Annotated in this window: 15 protein-coding genes, 1 tRNA gene and 1 rRNA gene; 1 reads left to right on the top strand and 16 read right to left on the bottom strand. The window is 44.4% G+C overall.

Features of this window, described 5'->3' with window-relative positions; genetic code table 11:
* Positions 1–117: 117 nt before the first annotated feature.
* Genes HMPREF9624_RS00085 through secA form a run of 3 tightly spaced genes read right to left on the bottom strand, consistent with a single transcriptional unit; the run spans position 118 to position 5,165 of the window.
* Positions 118–1,371: a homoserine dehydrogenase gene (locus HMPREF9624_RS00085; protein ID WP_009535965.1), complete on the bottom strand. Its 1,254-nt coding sequence runs from the start codon at positions 1,369–1,371 to the stop codon at positions 118–120.
* 16 nt (positions 1,372–1,387) lie between these two features.
* On the bottom strand, positions 1,388–2,524 hold the full coding sequence (gene prfB, locus HMPREF9624_RS00080) for a peptide chain release factor 2 (RefSeq protein WP_009427853.1): 1,137 nt from the start codon (positions 2,522–2,524) through the stop codon (positions 1,388–1,390).
* 52 nt (positions 2,525–2,576) lie between these two features.
* Positions 2,577–5,165, bottom strand: coding sequence for a preprotein translocase subunit SecA (gene secA, locus HMPREF9624_RS00075; RefSeq protein WP_009535964.1), 2,589 nt, complete (start codon positions 5,163–5,165; stop codon positions 2,577–2,579).
* A gap of 256 nt (positions 5,166–5,421) precedes the next feature.
* On the opposite strand from secA, the gene hpf reads away from it, so the two are divergent.
* Positions 5,422–5,949 carry a ribosome hibernation-promoting factor, HPF/YfiA family gene (gene hpf / locus HMPREF9624_RS00070; RefSeq protein ID WP_009428002.1) on the top strand — a complete coding sequence of 176 codons (528 nt, stop codon included), beginning with the start codon at positions 5,422–5,424 and terminating at the stop codon, positions 5,947–5,949.
* A gap of 177 nt (positions 5,950–6,126) precedes the next feature.
* Here the strand turns inward: hpf and HMPREF9624_RS00065 are convergent, their stop codons facing one another.
* From HMPREF9624_RS00065 to HMPREF9624_RS00005, 13 genes are all read right to left on the bottom strand, one after another.
* Positions 6,127–7,770: an O-antigen ligase family protein gene (locus HMPREF9624_RS00065; protein WP_009535963.1), complete on the bottom strand. Its 1,644-nt coding sequence runs from the start codon at positions 7,768–7,770 to the stop codon at positions 6,127–6,129.
* A 135-nt stretch (positions 7,771–7,905) separates the two neighbouring features.
* Entirely contained in the window at positions 7,906–9,600 is a 1,695-nt protein-coding gene (locus HMPREF9624_RS00060; protein WP_009535962.1) for an LCP family protein, read from the bottom strand.
* Positions 9,601–9,740: 140 nt separating this feature from the next.
* Positions 9,741–11,156 carry an undecaprenyl-phosphate glucose phosphotransferase gene (locus tag HMPREF9624_RS00055; protein ID WP_009535961.1) on the bottom strand — a complete coding sequence of 472 codons (1,416 nt, stop codon included), beginning with the start codon at positions 11,154–11,156 and terminating at the stop codon, positions 9,741–9,743.
* A 47-nt stretch (positions 11,157–11,203) separates the two neighbouring features.
* Positions 11,204–12,232 carry an alpha/beta hydrolase gene (locus HMPREF9624_RS00050; protein ID WP_009535960.1) on the bottom strand — a complete coding sequence of 343 codons (1,029 nt, stop codon included), beginning with the start codon at positions 12,230–12,232 and terminating at the stop codon, positions 11,204–11,206.
* 181 nt (positions 12,233–12,413) lie between these two features.
* A complete protein-coding gene (locus tag HMPREF9624_RS00045; protein WP_009535959.1) occupies positions 12,414–13,670 on the bottom strand; it encodes a S1C family serine protease in 1,257 nt (418 codons plus the stop codon).
* Positions 13,671–14,038: 368 nt separating this feature from the next.
* A complete protein-coding gene (locus HMPREF9624_RS00040; protein WP_009535958.1) occupies positions 14,039–15,709 on the bottom strand; it encodes an alpha-glucosidase in 1,671 nt (556 codons plus the stop codon).
* Between the two features lie 71 nt (positions 15,710–15,780).
* The gene (locus HMPREF9624_RS00035; protein ID WP_009535957.1) at positions 15,781–17,526 is read right to left on the bottom strand and encodes a glycoside hydrolase family 13 protein; all 1,746 of its coding nucleotides are present in this window, start codon (positions 17,524–17,526) and stop codon (positions 15,781–15,783) included.
* A gap of 47 nt (positions 17,527–17,573) precedes the next feature.
* Positions 17,574–18,605 carry a LacI family DNA-binding transcriptional regulator gene (locus HMPREF9624_RS00030; protein ID WP_009535956.1) on the bottom strand — a complete coding sequence of 344 codons (1,032 nt, stop codon included), beginning with the start codon at positions 18,603–18,605 and terminating at the stop codon, positions 17,574–17,576.
* 18 nt (positions 18,606–18,623) lie between these two features.
* Positions 18,624–19,493 carry a carbohydrate ABC transporter permease gene (locus HMPREF9624_RS00025; protein WP_009535955.1) on the bottom strand — a complete coding sequence of 290 codons (870 nt, stop codon included), beginning with the start codon at positions 19,491–19,493 and terminating at the stop codon, positions 18,624–18,626.
* Positions 19,493–20,563 carry a carbohydrate ABC transporter permease gene (locus tag HMPREF9624_RS00020; protein ID WP_009535954.1) on the bottom strand — a complete coding sequence of 357 codons (1,071 nt, stop codon included), beginning with the start codon at positions 20,561–20,563 and terminating at the stop codon, positions 19,493–19,495. Before HMPREF9624_RS00020 ends, HMPREF9624_RS00025 begins: the two co-directional genes overlap by 1 nt.
* Before the next feature lie 158 nt (positions 20,564–20,721).
* A complete protein-coding gene (locus HMPREF9624_RS00015) occupies positions 20,722–22,074 on the bottom strand; it encodes an ABC transporter substrate-binding protein (protein ID WP_009535953.1) in 1,353 nt (450 codons plus the stop codon).
* Positions 22,075–22,445: 371 nt separating this feature from the next.
* Positions 22,446–22,519 (bottom strand) — tRNA-Asp (locus tag HMPREF9624_RS00010).
* 147 nt (positions 22,520–22,666) lie between these two features.
* Positions 22,667–22,989, bottom strand: a 23S ribosomal RNA gene (locus HMPREF9624_RS00005); the annotation flags it as partial.

Genomic DNA, 22,989 nt, shown 5'->3' with positions numbered 1-22,989 from the left:
AACCAAGGATTAGGCAGAAACTTACAGCCTTCTTGGGCCTCGTTTCCTTCTTTCCTGTATTCTTTATGAAAAAATGGGCTAGAAAAAGAAGAAGTCCTCTCTTTTTAGCCCTTTTCTTTATTCCTCCGTCATTCCCTTCATGCGAATGAAATGGAAGACTCTTCTTCCCGTCTCTTCCTCAAAGCCTCTCAGCCTTGCTAAGAAATCTTCTTCAAATAAAATGTCGGATACGATGGCAAACTCATCCTGTCTGCCCTTCAATACGATTGGCTTAAGCGCTTCTCCCCCATCCAGGAAGTAAGACTTAAGTTCCTTCTGAATCCCCTCAGCTGTTCCCTCAATACGAAGAAAATACCGGAAAGCGTTGGAGCCCATCGGCTCAATTTCAATCATCTTCTCCGACCAGCCGATTCCCTGAAAATGATTCTTATGCCTTGCCGCCGCAATAATATCGGAAACCACTGCACTGGCTGTCGGAAGCTTCCCTGCGCCTTTGCCGTAAAGCATGGTATTGCCCAGACAATTTCCCACAATACGAATGCCGTTATATACTCCGTTTACAAAGTAAAGCGGATCATCCTTTCCCACCATAATGGGCGCAACATAGGCAAAGTATTTGTCCTCCACTGTCTCTACGGAGCCTAAAAGGCGAATATGGTAATCCATTTGCTTTGCATAGGCCATATCCATATCCGAAATTTCCCGGATGCCTTCCGTATGAATATCTTCGTGACGGCAACGCATGCCGGAAGACATGGAAAGAAGAATCGCGGTTTTTCTGGAGGTATCAAAGCCATCCACATCGGCGGACGGGTCTTTTTCCGCATAGCCGAGGCGCTGTGCTTCTTTCAAGGTATCGGCAAAGGTGGAGCCCTCATCCTTCATTTTACTTAAGATGAAATTACTGGTTCCGTTTAAAATACCGGTAATCTCCGTCACATTTTCCCCTGCATAATTATGATAGAGGGTACGAATAACCGGAATTCCGCCCCCTACGGACGCTTCAAAGTAGAAATTACAGTTATGCTCCTTTGCCGTACGCATAAGCTTCGACCCGCAGGCATCCACTACCGCCTTATTGGAGCTTACCACATGCTTCCCTTTTTCCAGACAACTCATGATATATTCATAAGCAGGATGGATGCCGCCTATTGCCTCCACCACAAGCTCTACTTCGGGATCCTTTTCAATCACGGAAAAGTCCGTCGTGATGAGCTCATCTGGAACGCCGGGAATATGCTCTCTTCGCGCCAAAATATACTTGATTTCAATCTTGTCTCCGCCCTTTTTCTCTACTTGTTCGCGGTTTAATTCCAATACTTCTTTTACTCCGGATCCAACTGTCCCGAATCCCATAATGGCAATCTTCATGCCTCACCCCTTTTCTCTAATCATTTCCGGAAACTTTTCTGTCCGGACATCCAAGCTGCATCCATTTTAAATAGGCCGTAATAAATCGGTCGATATCTCCGTCCAATACCGCATCGGTATTCCCCGTCTCTTCTCCGGTACGGAGATCCTTCACCATTCTGTAGGGCTGCAAAACATAAGAACGGATCTGAGAGCCCCAGCCGTTATCCTTCACTTCTCCCCGAATGCCGGCAAGCTTTGCTTCCTGCTCTTCTTTCTCCTTTAAATAAAGCTTTGTTTTCAGCATCTGCATCGCCTTATTTTTGTTTTGAATCTGAGAACGTTCTTCCTGACAGGCTACCACAAAGCCAGTTGGAATATGTATCAAACGCACTGCGGAAGAAGTCTTGTTAATATGCTGTCCGCCGGCACCGGAGGCACGAAAAACCTCCATCTTAATGTCTTCTTCTCTCACTTCAATATCAATATCCGTCTCAATATCCGGCATCACGTCGCAGGAAACAAAGGAGGTTTGCCTCTTTCCCTGCGCATTGAAGGGAGAAATCCGTACCAGTCGATGAATCCCCGACTCCGAGCGAAGATAACCGTAGGCATACTGCCCCACCACTTCCATGGTGACAGACTTAATCCCCGCCTCATCTCCATCCAGATAGTCCAGAATCTTTACGGAAAATCCGTGGCGCTCCGCCCAACGGGTATACATCCTGTAAAGAATTCCCGCCCAGTCGTTCGCCTCAGTCCCGCCTGCTCCGGCATTTAAGCGGAGAATGACATTCATACTGTCATACTCTCCCGAAAGAAGAAGCGTCGTGTTCATGTTTTCCAGTTCTTCCGAAAAACGGGCAAGCATCTCTTTGATTTCCGGAATCACGGAGGCATCCTCTTCTTCTTTTCCCATCTGAATCAAGGCGTCGATATCCTCGTAGTCTTCCTTCAGCTTTAAAAAGCCTTCCACCTCATCCTTTAAATGGCTTGCCTCCGTGGATAGCTTATTTCCCTTTTCCGCATCCGCCCAGAAATCCGGCTCTTCCATCATTCTGTCCAGCTCTGCAATTCTTTTTTTCTTGTTGTCCAGGTCCAGAGCCTGCTCTAATTGTTTAAGCGGCTCTTCCTTCGTATTTAATTCCGATTTGAATTGCTCAAATTCAATCACAGAGGCTCCTTTCCTTCTTGTTCCCGATTATTCTCTTACTACTAAACCGTTATTACTTCTCTTTTTGATAAATACTCTGTCCATGACAGTTCTTATACTTCTTTCCGGATCCGCAGGGACAGGGATCATTCGGATAAATTTTTCTGCCTTCTCTCATCTTCGGTGCTCTCACCGCGGACTCATCCCTATTGGTGGCAAGAGGCTTTGCAACCTGCTCTCTTTCCACTTTCTGTTCCAGCTTAATCTGATAGAGTACACGCACTGTCTCTTCCTGTATACTTCTCATCATCTCCTGGAACATCTCATAGCCGGCAATCTTGTACTCTACAAGCGGATCCTTCTGACCGTAAGCCTGCAGACCGATTCCGTCACGGAGAATGTCCATATCGTCGATGTGGCTCATCCACTTCTGGTCCATAACCTTTAAGAGGATAACGCGTTCCGCCTCTCGCATCTGCTCCGGATTCGGGAACTCCGCTTCTTTTTCCTCGTAGAGACGAATCGCCCTTTCCTTCAACTTCTGTGCAAGCTCATCTCTGGTCATATGCTCGAATTCTTCCTCAGAAAAATTCAGCTTCCCTAACGGAATAATCTGCATCAACGTATCATTTAATCCCTGGAAGTCCCACTCCTTCGGGCTGTCGCTGTCCACAATATTTTCATTGACATAGAAATCCACGATATCGGTAATAAAGCGGGTAATGAGAGGACGCATATTGTCTCCCTCGAGTACCTTCTCTCTTTCCGCATAAACCACGTCTCTCTGGTCATTGTTTACTTCATCATATTTCAGGAGATTCTCACGGATACCGTAGTTATTTAACTCAATCTTCTGCTGAGCCTTCTCAATCGCATTGGAAAGCATCTTGTGATGAATCTGCTCTCCATCGGGAACGCCCAGAGCTTCGAACATCCCCATCAGGCGCTCGGAACCGAAAAGACGCATCAAATCATCTTCCAAGGAAAGGAAGAACTGCGACTGTCCGGGGTCTCCCTGTCTTCCCGCACGACCGCGGAGCTGATTGTCAATACGTCTGGACTCATGTCTTTCCGTACCCACGATATGAAGACCGCCTGCAGCTCTCGATTCCTCATCCAACTTAATATCCGTACCACGACCGGCCATGTTGGTCGCAATGGTTACTGCACCGTGTACACCTGCCTCCGCAATGATTGCCGCTTCCTGCTCATGGAACTTCGCATTTAAGACATTGTGCTTGATGCCGCGTCTTTTAAGCATACCGGAAAGAAGTTCGGAGGTCTCAATGGCAATCGTACCGACCAGTACGGGTGCGCCGGTCTCATGAATCGCCTCAATCTCATCCACAACCGCCTGGAACTTCTCCTTCTTGGACTTATATACCGCATCGTCGAGATCCACTCTCTGTACCGGTCTGTTTGTCGGAATCTGAATAACGTCCATGGAGTAAATATTTCTAAACTCCTTCTCCTCGGTCTGTGCCGTACCGGTCATTCCGGCCTTCTTCTTGAACTTGTTAAAGAAGTTCTGGAAGGTGATGGTTGCCAGTGTTCTGGACTCTCTCTTTACCTTCACATGTTCCTTCGCTTCAATCGCCTGGTGCAGTCCGTCAGAATACCGTCTTCCGTTCATAATACGACCGGTAAATTCATCGACAATCAAAACCTCGTCATCCTTTACCACATAATCCTTGTCTTTAAACATCAAGTAGTTGGCGCGAAGCGCAAGGATAATATTATGCTGAATCTCCAGATTCTCCGCATCCGCAAGGTTATTGATATGGAAATATTTCTCCACCTTTTCCACACCCTGCTGAGTCAGATTTACGGTCTTTTCCTTTTCATTAACGATAAAGTCTCCGCTTTCTTCGATTTCCTCTCCTAAAATCGCATTAATCTTGGAAAACTCGGCGGATTCCTCTCCTCTTTCAAGTTGTCTGGCCAAAATGTCACAAAGTTCATAGAGCTTTGTAGACTTTCCAGACTGTCCCGAAATAATGAGCGGTGTTCTCGCCTCATCGATTAAAACGGAGTCCACCTCGTCGATAATACAATAATTTAAGCCTCGTAAAACCTGTTGATTCTTGTAAATCGCCATGTTGTCACGAAGATAGTCAAATCCGAGTTCATTATTTGTTACATAAGTAATGTCGCAAGCATAGGCCGCCTGACGATCCTCTGTAGACATTTCATTTAAAACCGTTCCTACAGTGAGTCCAAGGAAACGATGCACCTGTCCCATCCATTCCGAGTCACGCTTGGCAAGGTAATCGTTTACCGTTACGATGTGTACGCCTTCGCCTTTTAAGGCATTAAGATAAGCCGGACAGGTAGAAACCAAGGTCTTTCCTTCACCGGTTCTCATCTCCGCGATTCGTCCCTGATGGAGTACCACGCCACCAATGAGCTGTACCGGAAAGTGCTCCATACCGAGTACTCTCTTAGCCGCTTCCCTTACCGTTGCAAAAGCTTCGGGCAGGAGATCGTCCAGGCTTTCTCCTTGAGACAATCTCTCCTTGAATTTTCCCGTCTGTGCCTTTAAATCCTCATCAGACATTGCCGCCATAGTTTCCTGTAAAGAAAGGATTTTATCTACCTTCGGTTGTATCAGCTTCAACTCTCTACTAGAATGCGTTCCAAATACTCTTTCAAAAAGATTCATTCTTCTATACTCCTTCTCCATACAGCAGTAGTATGGCATTGTATAAATCTATAACTCATAGAGTTTACCATTAGTCCCGTTCTTTAGCAAGGAAGAAGCAGTGAAAATGCTGTGAAAATCAAAGCTTTTCAATCGTGAATTCTTTGTGAAATTCCTCTTTAAACTTTGGATTTTGTTTCCATTTTTTATAGAAAATGCTATACTATGTACAAGAAGAATCTTCTTCTTAAAAGAAAAAGAAAGGAAGGATTCGTTTATGAAATTTAGCATTACAGGAAGAACCATTAGTCTCACAGAAGGGTTAAAGAATATGGTGGAGAAGAAGCTCGGAAAACTCGATAAGTTTTTCCAGGCGGATACCCCTTGCAACGTAACCCTTTCCACGCAGAAGGATTTGCAGAAAATTGAGGTTACCATTCCTGTGAAGGGCAGCGTAATCCGTGCCGAAGAATCTACCGAGGATATGTACCAGTCCATCGACCTTGTCGTAGATGTTCTGGAAAGACAGATTCGAAAGTACAAGGATAAGCTGGTAGCCAGACATCAGTCCTCCTCTTTCACTCCGGAATTCCTGGAAGAACAGGAAAGCTATGATGAGGAAGAAATCAAAATCGTTCGTACAAAGCAGATTGATTTAAAACCCATGACACCGGAAGAAGCATGCTTACAGATGGAGCTCTTAGGACACAACTTCTTCGTTTTCTTAAACGGAGATACCGGAAAAGTCAATGTTGTTTATAAGCGTAAGGCAAAGAGTTACGGTCTGATTGAGCCGGAAGAATAAAAGTTGAACGATTTTCGTTAGCATCATCTTCCAAAGAAAATTCAGCTTAGAAATCATAAAGAGATAGAGAAGAAGCGGGACTGTTCCGATAAACCATCGGAACAGTCCCGCTTCTTTCGCCTGAAAAGAGGCTGCTTTCCTCTTTCTATATAAAGAATCAAAAAATCACTCTATTCCCTAGGAGGCAGTACCATCCGAGCACTCCTGCGCCCGACACTTTGTGCCGAGCCCTAAGAAAAACAGAATAAAAACAATCGGTAAAACAATAGGCACTGCAATATTGATGACTGCCTGTCCCAGATAGCAGAGAAGGGCTATTCCTGTCGCAAAAGGAAAGACGGTTCCGGAAAAACTCTCCTCCCCTTCCCGATCCTTCTCCCAAAGCGTCTTTAAGGAGAAGAATATAAAAAGAAAATAGGCAATCAATCCGGCCATTCCTATGGTCAGCAGAATATTGAGATACTCATTGTGGATATTATCAATCGCGCCAAAGGCACTTTGACTGACTTCAAACTTATAGTGGTCGTTGGTCAGCATATAATAGCTGTCCGGTCCGTATCCGAAGATTCTCTGCCACAAAGGCATTTTGTTCATAAAAAAGTCCAGCCCCATCTTCCAGATGAAACCTCTTCCCGATCCCCAGGCATCATCAAAAAGAAAATAATTTCTGTAATTAGCAAGAAAAGCAAGCTTATGCGAAACATTGGCATCATAAAATACAAAAATAACTCCGCACAGGATGAAACAAAATAAGGCGTAATACAGCGGCCGTAAAAGCTTCTGCACCGCTTCATCCCGAAGCTTCATCACAAGAAGCCGAAGCAGTCCCAGAACAGGAATGGCCAAAAAAGGAAGGGCAGTATAGCCAAGCTGCAAGAAGAACCCCTTATCTCCCAGCTCATAGGATGTCCCTTCCGCGGGAATCAGATATACAGCGAGCTTCATTGTCAGGAAAAATGCAAGATACAGGTCTATGCATTGAAGCAGAACCTCTTTTTTTCGAAAACAGAAAAAGGGAAGCGCCAGGAAAAGCACAAAAAGGGCGAATACCGCGTTATCACTCATCCCGTACATGGCAGCAAGCAAGGTAAACATATACATCAGAAGAAAAAGCAGGCTCCACTTTCCATCTTTTCCCTTAAGATAAAGACCGGCATAAAGCCCTGTATAGCTGATCATCAGGGAAGTATAGCCGTTAATATTTCCCACTCCGCCCGCAAAGGTAGACCACAGACCTTTATTATCCACACCATCAAAAAAATGGAAAAGATTCATCCAAAAGAAATCACTAATTCCCCAGCAGGCCTGTAAGAAAACGGAAAGGGAAAAAATCACAAGATGTCCCTTCTTAAAGTGATAGAAGCGCGTTAAGAAAAAATAATCCAAAAACAATAAGAGCCAGGTAAAAGTTCCCATAAACCTTCCCGTGCTTCCCCACCAGGTCTCATAAATATAGCCCGAAAGAAACATGGAAATGCAATAAATTGCAATTAAAATCAGAAAAAAAACATCCGTAGGGAGAAAAAGCTTCTTTCTTCCATCCTCCACTCTAAAAAACAATTTCGTATAAATCCGGCTTCTTTCTTCTTTCTTCAGCGTAAAAGCATATAAAAGAAGAAAAAGCGTCATAATCGCTGAATAAGCTAAAGAAGAAATCCAGAAAAAACTGAACTTAGCCTGTAAAATATCAAAATATCCGTTTCTAAAATAAAAGGGATAAATCAGGAAGATGACTCCGAGGTAAAGGAGACTGATTCCTTCCGCTATCCTGTAAAAATCTCTTTCTTCCTTTGTCTGCACTTTCACTGCTACTGCGTCCATGATTCTTCTCCGCTTTTCCTGTGTTCTTTATTTTTCTTCATTTTGCAAGAAGCAAGTGTCAGCTATTTTCCTGCGACACTTGCTTACTCTTCTTTTTATTCCCTGCAAGTACCATGCAAAAAGCATCTTCTCTTGCTATTCTACAATATTTCCGGGACCGTTATCGTCACTGCCGGTGGCCTCATCCGGCCCCTTTCCGATACTGGGCTCCTGAGAAGCAGTTTCGGATTTTTTGCTTTCTTCGCTATTCTTCTTCGTTTCCTCACCAGTCGTCTTCGTTTCTGAAGTCGGGCCTTGCGATTTACTTTCCTCCGTACTCTTTCCGGACTTGCTTTCCTCTGTTTCCTTCTTACCGCCGGAAGATTTTGTAGTCTCTATGAGATTTCCGTCCGCATCGGTTTCCGCCTTCTTTTTCTTGGTCTCAGACTCGGACTCGGATTCGGATTCTCCCTTCTTTTTCTTTGTTTCGCTCTTCTTTGTCTCCTCGTCCTCATCATCACTGTGCTTGGACTTCTTCTTCGAGCCTTCTTCACCGCCTCCGTTCTTATAACTTTGTGCATCGGACGCAATCTTATCGCTAAAGGTCCAAACTGCCGAACTCGGCTTGTAATTCTCATCGCCGAAGAGATACTCATGGAGCTTTGTCACGTTGGAAGCTAAAGAAAGCGGAATAACGCAGTCTCCCTTCTTCCCCATCATCTGCGTACGCAAGTCATAGGGGAATCCTTCCGAACCGACAATATTGTACTTGTTGACACCTTTAGCTAGTTCCAAAATATCCCCAACATCCACATTAAAGGCAATTTGCGGAAGAACGGTGTCAATAACATTGGTCAGTGTCGCCAGATCCGCCTTCTTCGCCTTATCCAGCACCTGAGAAATCACTTCTCTCTGCCTCTTTGTTCTTGTAAAGTCGTCATCCATATAACGGAGTCTTGCATAAGCCACAGCCTGTACACCGTCCAGATGCTGCATCCCCGGTTTTTTAATATATTCCGCGGCAGGATTCTTTACATTGACCTTTGATTCAATACTGGTCTCATGAATATAAGCATTCATATATTTGAATTCTTTTTCCGTGATATCGATATCCACGCCGCCAAGCATCGTAATCACGTCGGCAACCGCACGCCAGTTAAAGGTTGCATAATGCTCAATATCCAAATCCAAATTTTTATTTAATGCGGCAACCGCCTGCTCGGGGCCGCCGTCTGCATAGGCTTCGTTAATCTTTGCAAAGCGGGATCCTGCTGCAAGGTTTAAATAAGTATCTCTAAAGACGGATGCCAGTTTCACCGCACCGGTCGCTCTGTCAATACATACAATGAGCTGCACATCGGCATTTGCTCCTCTTCCGACACCGCCGTCACGACTGTCTACACCAAAAACGGCAATGGTCCAATAGCCCTGCATTTGCTCCTGCTTTGTCACGTCAATGTTTTGATTCTTGACATTTTTGATGTTGAATTGCACTTCCGGCTTGATATTCATGTAACGAACCACATAACCCGCACAAACAATCATCACCAAGGTCAGAATTTCAATCACGGAGAGAAGAAGAATCTTCTTCCAAAGAGACTTCTTTCTTTTCTCTTTCTTACTGTAGACCTCATCCAGCTCGCCTTCTATATCTCTTGCCGTATTCATCTGCAGAACATCCAGATTGTCAATCTTCCTTTTCGTTTCCTTCTTTTCTTCCCTTTTTTCTTCCGGAAGGGTCACAATATAAGATGCGCGTTTCCCTGCTTCTATCTGCTTTGCTTTTTCCGTCTTTTCCTTAAGTAGCTCGCCATGGGGCTTTCTACTCCCCCTATTCTGCTCTAATGCCAAAGTCTACCTCCCAAGAGTTCTCTTTTTCGGATATCCGAAAGCCTGTCTGCCTCATCATCCTTTTAAAAGAGCTTTCCTAATCCTTATCCCTGCTACCGCAAAATGAACGATAAGGTATCATACCACAAAATGCGACAGAATTAATAGGCATTTTTGTTAACAAATCCTTTCCATAGCGTTAAAAAAAGGATTTTAATGTCCAGACTTAAGCTCCAGTTCTCGATATACCATAAATCACATTGAATTCTGCCGGTAATGGATGTATCACCCCGAAAGCCGTTCACCTGTGCCCACCCCGTCATACCGGGACGAACCTGATGCTTAATCATATAACGGGGAATCTGCTCTTTAAACATTTCCACAAACTGCGTTCTTTCCGGTCTCGGACCGATCAGAGACATATCTCCTTTTAAAACATTAAAGAACTGCGGCAATTCATCAATGGAAGTTTTTCGGATAATTTTCCCAATCCAAGTAACTCTGGGATCTCCCTTCACCGTCCATGCCTTCTTCTCCTCTTCCGCCTTCTGCACTCCCATAGAGCGGAACTTATACATCATAAAAGGTCTGTTGTGTAAGCCTACCCTCTCCTGTTTAAAAATAATGGGTCCCGGAGAGCTCAACTTAATGAGAGCAGCTACAACAAGCATCAATGGGCCGAAAAGAACAATTCCCACCAGAGAACCGAAAATATCGATCCAACGCTTCAAGATGGCATTCATCGGATCGGTCAGGGGTACATTTCGAATATTAATAATCGGTAAGCCGTCCATATCCTCTGCAATCGGCTTGGAATGAATAAATTGCTGATAGTCCGGAATAAACTTTGTATGTACTCCCGACTTTTCACAAGTCGAAACAATACCGGGAAGCTTCTCGTAAGCCGCCAGCGGCAAGGTGATGGCAATTTCATCAATCGTATTCGTAGAAAGCAAATCTCCGAGCATCTTAATTCCGCCTATTACGGAAATTCCCCTGTAAGACGCCCCCGGTTCTGCCAGGTCATCCACAACACCGTAAATATGGTAGCCCCAATCCGGATTTTTCTTGCAAAGATCAATGAAGCGATCCGAAACCGGAGAAAATCCCACCAAAATAATATGTTTCTGATTAAAACCATTCTTCCGCAGTGCGGAGAGAACTTTCCGTAAAAAGTATCTTTCCGCCGTGGTGAAGAAAATCGAGAAAACATAAAAAAAGCCCAGCATCCTTGTGGAGTAATGTTCAAAATAGCCGCTTTTACGAAAAGCGAAAAGAATGGATGCGGAAAGAAGAAGTCCCACGGAATTACTCTGCAGGATTCGGAAAAAGGCAGTCTTCATCCTTATCGTCCGCATCGGTTTATACAGTCTCAAAATCCAATACAGGAATAAATAGGCCGGAATAAGCGGAATCATGACAGAAAAATAAAACCTGGGTGAAAGCACCCCGTGCCCCTCAGGAAAAATCGGATTTTTTATGGCAAAGTACCACGCAAAAGCGTAAGAAAATGCTAAGACCGCAGCATCTAACAGCACCTGTAAATGATTTAATTGTTTTTGAATGTCTTTAATCATAGGGAAGATTATACAATAGGAATGCCGGCTTGAAAAGCATTCCCGTTTCAGGAAAGAAGAAAACGCGCAAAATGAATTTGTTTCTCCAAAGATTTTTCAGCTTCTTCGGAACCTGCCCGAAGTTCATAATCATGCGGAATTTCTCCGTCCGGAAAATAAGTATATACCGGAATTCCCAAAGCACGGCATTTTCCCTTGAAATCTTCCGCCTGATTCCGAAACGAACCTATATTCCCGTCCGTCAAAAAAGTAGGTGGAAAAGCCTTTGTCAGGTAATCCTCCAGTTTGGTTTCTTCGGCTTTTTTTCCGCTGTAAAATTTTTTATCCCGAAAATAAGCCTGTCCCCAGGAAAGAAAAGCGGCATCATTTTCCTGAAGTCCCGTCTTATGATAACGCGTACCGTCCAGTAAGCCGGATAAAGAGATAAATGCACAAATCTTAGCACCTTTTTTAGCCATAAACGGAGAAATCCCGAGCATCTTCCCATACCCTTTATTCACTTGCGTTAAAATAAACTGACCGGCAAGACTTGCTCCGGCACTGTCTCCCATAAAAATGAGTTTTCTCTCGTCTATTCCCAAACTGTCCTTCAGTCTTAAAAGTTCTTCCACACAATAAGAAATTTGATGTAGCGCCGTCGGATAGGGATAATCCGGCGCCAGTGCATAATCTATGGAAATCACCTGAAAGCCCGCCCTGAGCCAGGTAAGAAAATAGGGATTTTCCCCGGCAATGTCTTTTGTTCCGGAAACAAAACCTCCTCCATGGATATAGATAATCGTTCCAAGAACCTCCCCCCGCCTATTGGAAGGATAAACATAGGCATCATAAAAATGATTCGGATAAACGGAAGGATAGGAAACGTTCCTGTAAGAGAGGAACTCATGAAACGTCTCTTTCTTTCCGGCTAATCCTCCCGAAACGGAAGAAAGCGCCGCCTTATCCCGTTTTTTGGCACCGGCCAGGGAATCTCCCATCCCGATAAAAAAACCTATGGATAAAATAAGCAAAGAAAAAAAGCCCATGAAAAGGAACCGTCGTGTCTTTTCTGTTCCTTTCCAATGAGCTTCTTCCATCTTTCTAAACCTTCTTTTTGCTTTTACTAACAGCCGTTTTTCTTAGCGATAATTTGTAATACTAGCAAATTATGAAGGCAGTTGCAATCCAATTACAGCTTTTTTCACACACACATTTTTTTACACACACTTTTTTTCACACACTGTTAAATTCCACTATTCGGAAATCGAGGAGTATTGCTTAACCCTTCACCGGATTTTGACTATTCTTCCCCAGGGTTACCGTAACGGTCTTCTCCTGATACTCTCCCTTTCCGGAAAGTCTCTGTACCGTTACCTCTACCTTTTCTCCTGCCTTATAGCGGGAAAGAAGGCCGGAAAGTTCTTCCAGACTGTCTACAGACTGTCCGTCAAACTTTGTAATGATGTCCTTCTCCTGCAGAGCGGAATTATCCGTTCCCTCTCCTGTTAAGAGTTTATAGATGTAAATTCCCTTCGGCATGTTGTAGGCTTCCGCAATACTGCTGTCCACCGTTTTTCCTTGGATACCGATATAGCCTTTTTCATCCTGACTAACCTTTGATCTGGTCGTTTTTTGGGAAAGACCTTCCACGATTTCCTTTACCTTCTTCGACGGAATAGAGTATCCCATTCCCTCTACTGTAGTATCGGAATACTTTGCCACATTGATGCCGATTAATTCCCCGTTCATATTGAGAAGCGCTCCGCCGGAATTACCGGGATTGATGGCCGCATCCGTCTGCAAAAGACCGGATTCCGTCCCGCCCTCTGTAGAAATGTCTCTGTTCTTAGCCGATATAATGCCGGTCGTTACAGATTGGCCGTAGCCTAATGCATTTCCGATAGCAACCACCTGATCTCCGACATTGACACTGTCCGAATCGCCATATTTTGCAAAGCTAATGCTGTTTAAGGTCTCCTTGGAGAGGGAGGAAAGCGGAATGGCAATCACGGCAAGATCGACATCACTGTCCGTTCCCTTAATCTCCGCATCATAAGATTTTCCATCTACAAACTGTACGGAAAGCGCGGTAGAATCCTCCACTACATGATTGTTCGTCACAATCAGAAGCTCCGTATCATTTTTTCCGATAATGACACCGGAACCGCTTGCAGCAGCCTCCTGTTCCCCACTCTGCCCGAAAATGGTATAGCCGTATTGCTGATAACGAATGGTATTGGTAATGGAAACCACCTCGGGCATGGCATTTTTGGCAATTTCCGAAACACTCCCGCTTGTCTCCGCAGTCTTATTTGCGGAAGATGCATTTAACTGCTGTGCACTGCTCCCCTGCGAATCGTTCTTCGATGCATTCTCCCCAAAAACTGTGGCTCCCGCATCATTGGACGCCTGTGCAAGAACCCCCGAACGATACTGGTCGGATAGAGCATTTACCCCTACCATCGTGCCTCCTGCTACCGTTCCGAAGAGCATAGCCGATAAAACAAGCCCTGCAAACTTTCTTCCTCTATTCATATTGATACCTCCTCTTTATCCACTTATTTTTTGAAGCCTCTCCTTTTAAGAAGCTCCCTCTTTTTCTCTCTTAACGAGTGCTATACTAGGAGGAAAATATGTTTTAAAAATGGTAAAAGCGTGAAGATACTGTGTCTTCACGCTTTTTGGGGAATTATTTTGGAAATTATAACAATAAAGCTAAATGGCTCTTAATTGCTGTGCAGGTCCTACCGGGGCACGCTCCCGCTAACCTCGCCCAGTAGGGGATACTAAGCGAAAAACTGCAGTTCCTTTGTTTTTCGCAAGTACCCACGGGTTCAGATTACCCCGGAACGAACCTGCACAGTCATAAAACAACAGCTTCCCTTTTTGTAATCGATAACAATCTATACTTCCAAAATAGTCGCTTCATAACCGGAAAGAACAATCTTCCGCCCTGTGATTCGCGGTTCCGTATTGGAAAGGACAAGCTTCTTCACCGGAGCGGGAAGCTCGAGTTCCCGTTCTTCTTTCCGGTAGTTTCCGAGAATGAGGAGGGTTTTCTCCCCTTTTCTATAGAACGCCATCAGGCGATCTTCATCCGCCATAAAGGGAACAAAGTCTCCATAAACCATTGTCTCTTTATACTCCGGGTTCTTCCTTAATGCAGTCAGTTTCTTATAGTAGCTTAAAACGGATTCGGGGTCTTTCTCCTGCTGTGCTACATTGATCTTTTTGTAATTCGGGTTTAGCGGAAGCCAGGGCGTTCCTGTCGTAAATCCTGCATTCTTACTGCTGTCCCATTGCACCGGTGTACGTGCATTGTCTCTGGAATAGCGGTTCACAATCCGGAGCGCTTCCTCTTCCGAGAACCCTTCCCGAAGACAGACTTCGTATTCATCCAGGGTGCTGATGTCATCCACCTCCCGAATGGACGTAAGAACCACATTTTCCATGCCGATTTCCTGCCCCTGGTAGATAAAGGGAAGGCCTCTTTGCAGCATCTGCATCGTAGCAAGGAACTTCTTTGCCTTCTCGGATAAATCTTCCTTCGGAATATAGAAGCTCACGCCTCTGGGTTCATCATGATTCTCAATAATCGTAGAGATAAATCCTACGGGGTTTACAAGTTTCTGCGTCAGAAAGCAGGCATCCCGATACATATTCGGGGTCACGATACCGGCATCATACCAGCCAAGTTCCGACCGGGCACTGGAATGCGCACGAAAATCAAACATCGAGGAAAAATAGCCGTTTTCTCCGATAAACTCCGGAATCTGCGCTTCCGTCTCATTAAAAACTTCTCCAACGGAAAAAGCATGGTGCGGCTTAAAGCAACGATCTCGCATTTCTCCGAGAAAATCACCGATTCCCTCCGCTTCCGTGATCATTCTTGTACAATTGCTCAGTCCGTCATCCCGATCCACCGGAAAATCATGCCCGCGAAGCGGGAAAACTTTCTTAATGTTCAGAATAGCATCGATACGGAAACCGGCTATGCCCTTGTCCAGCCACCAGTTAATCATCTTATAGATTTCTTCTCTGAGTTCCGGATTCTCCCAATTTAAGTCCGGCTGCTTCTTGTGGAAAAGATGCAGATAGTAGGTGTTCTCCGTTCCTTCCACCTTTTCCCAAACCGATCCGCCGAAATAGGAACGCCAGTTGTTCGGCTCGTGCCCGTCTACTCCCTCTTCAAAGTAAAAATACTTGGCGAAAGGTCCCTTCGGATCCGCTACCGCCTTCCGAAACCACTCATGCTCATCACTGCAATGGTTTACCACAAGGTCCAGGAGAATATACATATCCCTCTTCTTCGCCTCGGAAATCAGCTCCTCCATGTCTTCATTGGAGCCGAATCGCGGATCAATCTTGTAGTAATCCGCAATATCATAGCCCTGGTCGGCAAGAGGGGACAGAAAGCAGGGAGAAATCCAGATGATATCGATTCCGAGTTCCTTTAAATAATCGAGTTTTTCAATAATTCCCTTGATGTCTCCAATTCCATTCCCCTTCGTATCCTTAAAACTTTTCGGATAAATCTGATAAGCGACCTTCTCCTGCCACCACTCTTTTTTCATTCCTTCTCCCTTTCTACTATACAGAAACCGTTGATTTCCTTCTCACATCGGTTCATCCTATACAAAGTTCCTTATTCTACTGCCAAAACATAGGCCTCATACGGTGCAAGTTTCCCGGCACGCACATCCCTATCCGGAATATTCTGAATCAGTACTTGTCCTTTCTGAAACTCTGCGGGAGGCGTATACTCTCTTTCTTTCTCCGAAACATTGCATACACAGAGGAGCGCTTTTCCGTCCAGATGTCTTTCATAGATAAAGAGATTCGGATCCTCCTCTTCCAGAAGACGGAAGTCGCCATAAACAATCAAACCAGAGTGATGACGAAGAGAAATCAATTTCTGATAATAGTGGAAAACGGAATCCGCTCTCGCAAGTTCTTCCTTCGCATTCACTTTCTTATAGTTGGGATTCACTTTGATCCAAGGGGTCGCGCTTGTAAATCCGGCATTCTCGGAATCATCCCACTGCATCGGTGTACGTGCATTGTCCCTGCTCTTAAAAGCAATCATCGGGAAAAGTTCTGCAGGATCCAAATGGGCTTTCTCGGTCAGTTCGTGGAAAGCATTGATACTCTCGAGATCCCGGAACTCCGACAAGTCCTGAAACGGATAATTGCTCATGCCGAGTTCTTCTCCCTGATATACGTAAGGCGTTCCCTGCATCATGTGAAGGAAGGTGGCAATACACTTTGCCGAACGCTCCCTGTATAAATCACTGTCATTTCCGAGACGGGAAACAATACGCGGCTGGTCATGGTTACAGAAGAAAATACTGTTCCAGCCTACCTCATATAAACCGTTCTGCCACTTCGTAAGATTCTTCTTCAAAGAAACCAGAGACATCTTCTCCGTATTCCACTTAAAGCCATATTTCGGATTGTCATCCAAGCTGACGTGCTCAAACTGGAAAACCATGTTGAGCTCTGTTCCGTCGGAATTGGCATATTTCTTTGCTTCCTCCAAGGTGACGCCTGCGGTTTCTCCTACCGTAATTAAATCATAGTGAGAAAGCACTTTCCGGTTCATCTCTTTCAGATACGCATGGACGTGCGGCCCGTTTGCACAAATCTGTCCTGCATCCCCATAGATGGCACCGGTCGGAATAGGCTGATTCGGCAATCCTTCCGGCTTCGAAATCAGGGAAATCACATCCATACGGAAACCGTCGATTCCCTTCTCACACCAACGGTTCATCATATCGAAAACTTCTTTCCGTACTCTCTCATTTTCCCAGTTGAGATCCGGCTGCTTCTTCGAAAAAAGATGCAAATAAAACTCCCCTGTCTCTTCCGAGAATCCCCAGGCAGGGCCGGAGAAGAAGGAACCCCAGTTGTTCGGTGGAAGGAACTTCTCTCCCTTATACTCCACTACATCGGAAGCAAATTGCTTCCGCTCTTCGGGGGAAACTTCATTAAGCTTTCTTCCCTTTCTCCAGATATAGTAATCCCGCTTCTCATTTTCCGCATTTTTCCGGGACTCGAGGAACCACGCGTGCTCATCACTCGTGTGATTCACCACAAGATCCATCACAATCTTCAGTCCCTTCTCATGCGCGCTCTTCAGTAAACGGTCGAAGTCCGCCATACTTCCGAAGTCTTCCATGATATCCTCATAATCGGAAATATCATAGCCGTTGTCATCGTTGGGAGAGCGATAGACGGGAGACAACCAAATCACATCAATGCCGAGTTCCTTCAGATAATCGAGCTTAGAAGTAATTCCGTTTAAATCCCCGATACCGTCCCCATTGCTATCACAGAAACTTCTCGGATAAATCTGGTATACAACCGATTCTTTCCACCATGCTTTTTTCATCATCCACTCCTCTACATTGATAAAATGCGCAACAAACAGCACTCTCACTAGATTCTCGCCACTGTCTCCCCTATAAAAAGATGAACCGGAAGGCGAATGTTCTTATAATCGCCTTTCCCCTCTTCAAGTAAGAAAAGCAATTCTTTTACCGCTTTTCTTCCCTTCTCGGCACTGTCCTGTTCCATCGTAGTGAGCATCGGATGCATGCAACGCCCTGCTTTGATTCCGTCAAATCCTACGACGGACAGTTTCTCCGGAATGGAAATTCCTCTATCCATACAAAAGCGCATCATCTCAAGTGCCATAATGTCCGCCGTAAAAAACAACGCCGTCGCATGAAAAAAGTTTTCTTCATAAAAAGAAAAATATTGTTTTTTTCTGATTTCCTCTACAAAAGACAAATTATGCCAGCCTTCGGCAACAAGGCCTTCCTCTTCCATCGCCTCTTTAAATCCTCTATATCTTTCGCTATCAATATAGTGCTTCTCGAGAAGTTCTCCGCCTTCTGTCAGAGAGAAAAAGGCAATCTTTCGGTGTCCCATTGAAAACAGATACCTGGTCATCTCTTTTGCAGCCTCAAAATCCTCTAATCCGATATTGGTATATTCGGCATCTGTAGCGGAAAATGGCGTATCAATGGAAACGACCGGTACGGAGAGACTATTTTTCATCTTGTAATACCCTTCTCGCTTTGCTCCAAGAAGAATAATCCCGTCCACATTCCATTCGCGGGATATCTTTACACAGTCTTCCATGTCCGGATTGCTGTAGAGTAGAAGGAAATACCCTTTTTCCTGTAAAGCAAGTTGCACAGCACCGATTACGGAAGACACAAACGGGTCTTCCACTATACTCTCTTTCTCGATTCGTTTATACGCCAGAATAAGCGCAACGAGCCTGGAGCCCTTGGCAGATAGCATGCGGGCTCCCATATGGGTAACATACTGTTCTTCTTCCAGTATTTTCTCTACCCGATTATAGATTTCAGGACTGACTTTCTCTTTTCTTTTATGAATGACATTGGACACGGTAGAGGGACTTACATTTGCCAATTTCGCAATATCTTTAATTCTTACCATAAGAACCCTCTTCTTCCTTTAGCCTTTTACCGCTCCCTCAACCATTCCGCTCATAATCTGCTTCTGTCCAATCAGGAAAACGATAATCATAGGTAAAATGGCAAGCAGTGCAGCCGAAAGAATGAGATCCCACTGTTTTACATAAGAACCTACAAAGGCCTGCACGGCAACGGGGAGCGTCTTTACCTTTCCGTTTTGTCCAAGCATCAGAGACGGAAGAAGATAGTCGTTCCAAATCCACATTCCGTTTAAAATCGTTACCGTCGTAATAATCGGTCTTAAAAGCGGGAAAATAATCTTAAAGAAGGTTCCTTCCGGAGAGCATCCGTCAATCGCAGCCGCCTCCTCCAATTCATAAGGAATCCCCTTGATAAATCCTGTCAGGATAAATACCGTCATTGCACCGCCAAAACCAAGATAAGCAAATACAATCCCCTGTACAGATTGTAACATACTGATTCCAATGAACTTACCGACATCACGGAAAGTGGATACAAGCGGAAGCATAACCACTTGGAACGGAATAATCATCGAAGCAATAAATACCATGTAAATTACAGTGGCCCAAGTCTTCTTATGATTTCTGCTGATTACCCATGCCGCCATACTGCCAAACAAAACGAGAAGAACCAAAGATACAATGGTAATCACGGTAGAAGTCCCAAAGGCATACCAGAAGTTAAAGTTGGAGTTGTGTATGACGGAGTTCAGATTCTTAAGTAACTGGGCGAAACTCACTCCGCGAAAACGAACGGGATCCGCTACAATATCCGTCTGCTTCTTAAAGGCATTCATAACAACCAGATAGAAGGGGAACAAAACGTAGAGTGCAATAAAAGTTCCCACGATTCCCAGAACTAAACTTTTCCCTTTTCTTGTACTATTCATTACATTTCCACCTCTCTACTGTTACTGATTCGCACCTGAATCAAAGAAATCACAGCCAGAATAATAAAGAACAGAACCGCCTTGGCCTGCGCAACGGCAAAATTATTTTTTGCAATCGCAGTATTGTAAATGTTCAAAGCCAGCATCTGTGTACCGTTGGATAAGTAGGCCCCCATAAAGTCCGGTACGGATCCGGCACCATTGGTCAAGGCCATATTGACATCAAACTGCTTAAAAGCGGAAGTTAAAGTCAAGAAAGTGCAGATGGTAACCGTTGACGCAATCATGGGAATCTTCACCTTAAAGAGTGTCTGCAAAGCACTTGCCCCATCAATGGAGGCCGCTTCCAAGACATCTCCCGGTATCTGCGTAAGGCCGGTCACATAGATTAACATAATATATCCTCCATACTGCCAGATATAGACGATGATAATCGCAAGCATCGCCGTCTTCGTACTCGACAGCATGGAAAATTTAATATAACTCATCAGAACATTGTTGAATACAAACTGCCAGATATAGCCGAGAACAATTCCTCCAATCAGATTCGGGAGGAAATATGCCGCACGGAAAAAAGCAACTCCTCTAAGCTTTGAAGTGCAAAGTAAAGCCAGACAAAAACCAACAATATTAATGAGAATAACATTCAACAATACAAAAACAAAAGTGATAAGAACCGACCAAATAAATGCCGGATCATGGAACATTTTCAAATAGTTTTGAACCCCTACCACCTTCGTAAAACGAATTCCAGTCCAATCTGTAAAAGAATATCCAATTCCCAAAACAAGAGGAATGATAACGGTAATAAAAAAAGCAAAAAGCAGGGGGAATAGAAAAATAAAATACACAATCTTTCGATGATGTGCAGTACTCGGTATTTTATAAAGACCGAAAAAAAACAAAATAGCTCCGCAAACCAACAGCGTTCCTCTTAAATTTGCAATGGTTTTCATTGCACCACTATAATTTGCCTTTATAGTGAATGCAAAGAAGAGAGCAGCAAACATGAGTACAGCCCCCAGTATCAGTAAAAAATTGGACTCTAATCTTGTATCTCGTCCTTTCATGGTTCCCCCTTCTAAAAAATGGGGCAGCATAATGCTGCCCCGCTTCTTCACCTTATAGTGCTGTTCTGCACAGCCTTGTGTGATTGCACTACAGCAAACTCTGTAGTCACATTCTACTGGAAACTCCTCTTAGAATGCAAGTGAAATCTAAAGTAAGATTATCCGGCATAGTACTGTGCAACAACCTTCTCTACAGTATCTACAAACTTAGCTTTATCCAGATTTCCGGAAGCAAAATCCTGGTAAACTACACCAAGTGCATTCTGCGCAAGACCTTCCTTGTTTCCAAGCCAGTGCCAAGCAGAAGTCTTTCCTGCCTTTGTGTAGTCGGTAATCGTCTGTGCAAACGGATCATCTGCCACATAGCTGATGGACTTGAACGGACTTACAAAACCGGCCTTCTCAACCAAAATCTTCTGTCCTTCATCCTCGGAAACCCACTGCAAGAACTTTAAAGCCTCTTCCTTGTTGTCGTTATCAAATACAGCCCACCAAGACGGAGAGTTTGTCTGAATGGTATCGATTCCCTCTTCAAATGCATAAGGAATCATTCCGACTTTAAACTTGCCGGCAGCCTCATACTGCTCCTTATCATCGTTTGTCATGGTTGCCCCAATCCAGGAACCCTGTGTCACGAAAGCATACTTTCCGGCAGAGAAGTTCTGAATCTGCTGGTCATATGTTCCAGAAACAAGAAGTGCGGGATCTGCATACTTATTGAAAAGCTCAACCATATCCGCATACTTGGAGAAACGATCTTTATCAATCTTACCCTGTTCGAGAAGGTCAAAATACTTCGTATCGTCTCTCTTTAATCCGCCATCCTCATAAACACCGAAGAGGTGATTACCGGTAGACCAATAAAGGTTTGTAGCCTCGGCAACATAACCGACAACTGCAGTAAGTCCGAGTTCATCCTTCTTGCTGTCTAAGGTTTCAAAAGCCTTCTTCATAGAATCCGGGCCGGTAATGGATTTCGGATCAATTCCCGCCTTCTCCAAAACATCCGCATTATACGCAAGACCGATAGCCTCCGTTGTATACGGGAAACCTACTACCTTACCATCTTTATCCTTATAAGCGGCTTCTGTATCGGAAACCCACTTTTCATTAGACATATCAACAAGATGGCCTTCCCAGTTCTTAAAATCCGTATCTCCACCGTTTACAAAGATATCCGGCATATTATCAGCCTGGAAATATCCTTTTAATGTACCCTGAATGTCAATACCGCCACCCATGGACTCGATGTTCACCTTCACACCGGTCTCCTTCTCATAAGCGGCTGCCAGTTCCTTCAGCTGTGCATCAACCTCGATTTTACCGTTGACAAGACGAAGTTCTTTCCCTGCGGAAGACTTCTTTTCCTCGGACTTTCCTTCATCCGCTTTGGTTGTCTCAGCCTTATCCGTTTCTCCGGAAACCTTCGTTTCAGAAGAAGATCCGCCGCCACAGGCAGTAAGAGCCAAAACCAAGGCAGCTGTCATCAGCGCTAAATTTCTTTTTTTCATTTACATTCCTCCTTATTTGATCCCTTAACGGGGAGTCATTGTATGAACTGTAAGAATATGAACTATTACTTGATGAATCATACCAGCTTTATCGTATAAATTCAAGAACAATTCTATAAATTGCACATAATTTTATGATTATAAGCTTAAAAATTTGCCAGTATTTCATTACAATAAGTGAGTACTTTATGTTCTGGTTAATATATGTATATATTATTTTTATTCTTAACAAGTATTGTGCGCGTAGCGTGCGATATCTCGTTTGCAAAACTTTATCCTTATTAAACCATAGTTCAAAATTTATGTAAAAACTCGCTATAAACAAAAAAAGAAGCCGTTTCGATAAAAACGAAACAACTTCTATGAATGAACGACCCGGAACGGATTCGAACCGTCGACCTCCGCCGTGACAGGGCGGCGCTCTAACCAACTGAGCCACCGGGCCATCTCGTACCTGCTTCTTTAGTAGAAGCATATAGTTAACTGCGTACTCAGTAATCCCTAGAGTCTAATTCCCTAGCAACTACCTTTCTTCAGAAAAACAACATATCAAAGAAATAACTCTAGCAGTAAAACATATCAATCAGACGCATTGGATAAGCCCTCGACCTATTAGTAGCTGTCAGCTGAATGCTTTGCAGCACTTACACCTCAGCCCTATCTACCTCGTTCTCTTCAAGGGGTCTTACTCTTGCGATGGGATATCTCATCTTGAGGTTGGCTTCACGCTTAGATGCCTTCAGCGTTTATCCATTCCCAACTTGCCTACCCTGCGATGGGATTGATTCCCAACAGGTTCAGCAGAGGTCAGTCCATCCCGGTCCTCTCGTACTAAGGACAGATCCTCTCAAATATCCTACGCCCGCGCCGGATAGGGACCGAACTGTCTCACGACGTTCTGAACCCAGCTCGCGT

The organism is Oribacterium asaccharolyticum ACB7 (assembly GCF_000238075.1).
GTDB lineage: Bacteria > Bacillota > Clostridia > Lachnospirales > Lachnospiraceae > Oribacterium > Oribacterium asaccharolyticum.
The sequence above is the reverse complement of the archived record's forward strand: the minus strand, read 5'-3'. Positions and strand labels throughout refer to the sequence as shown.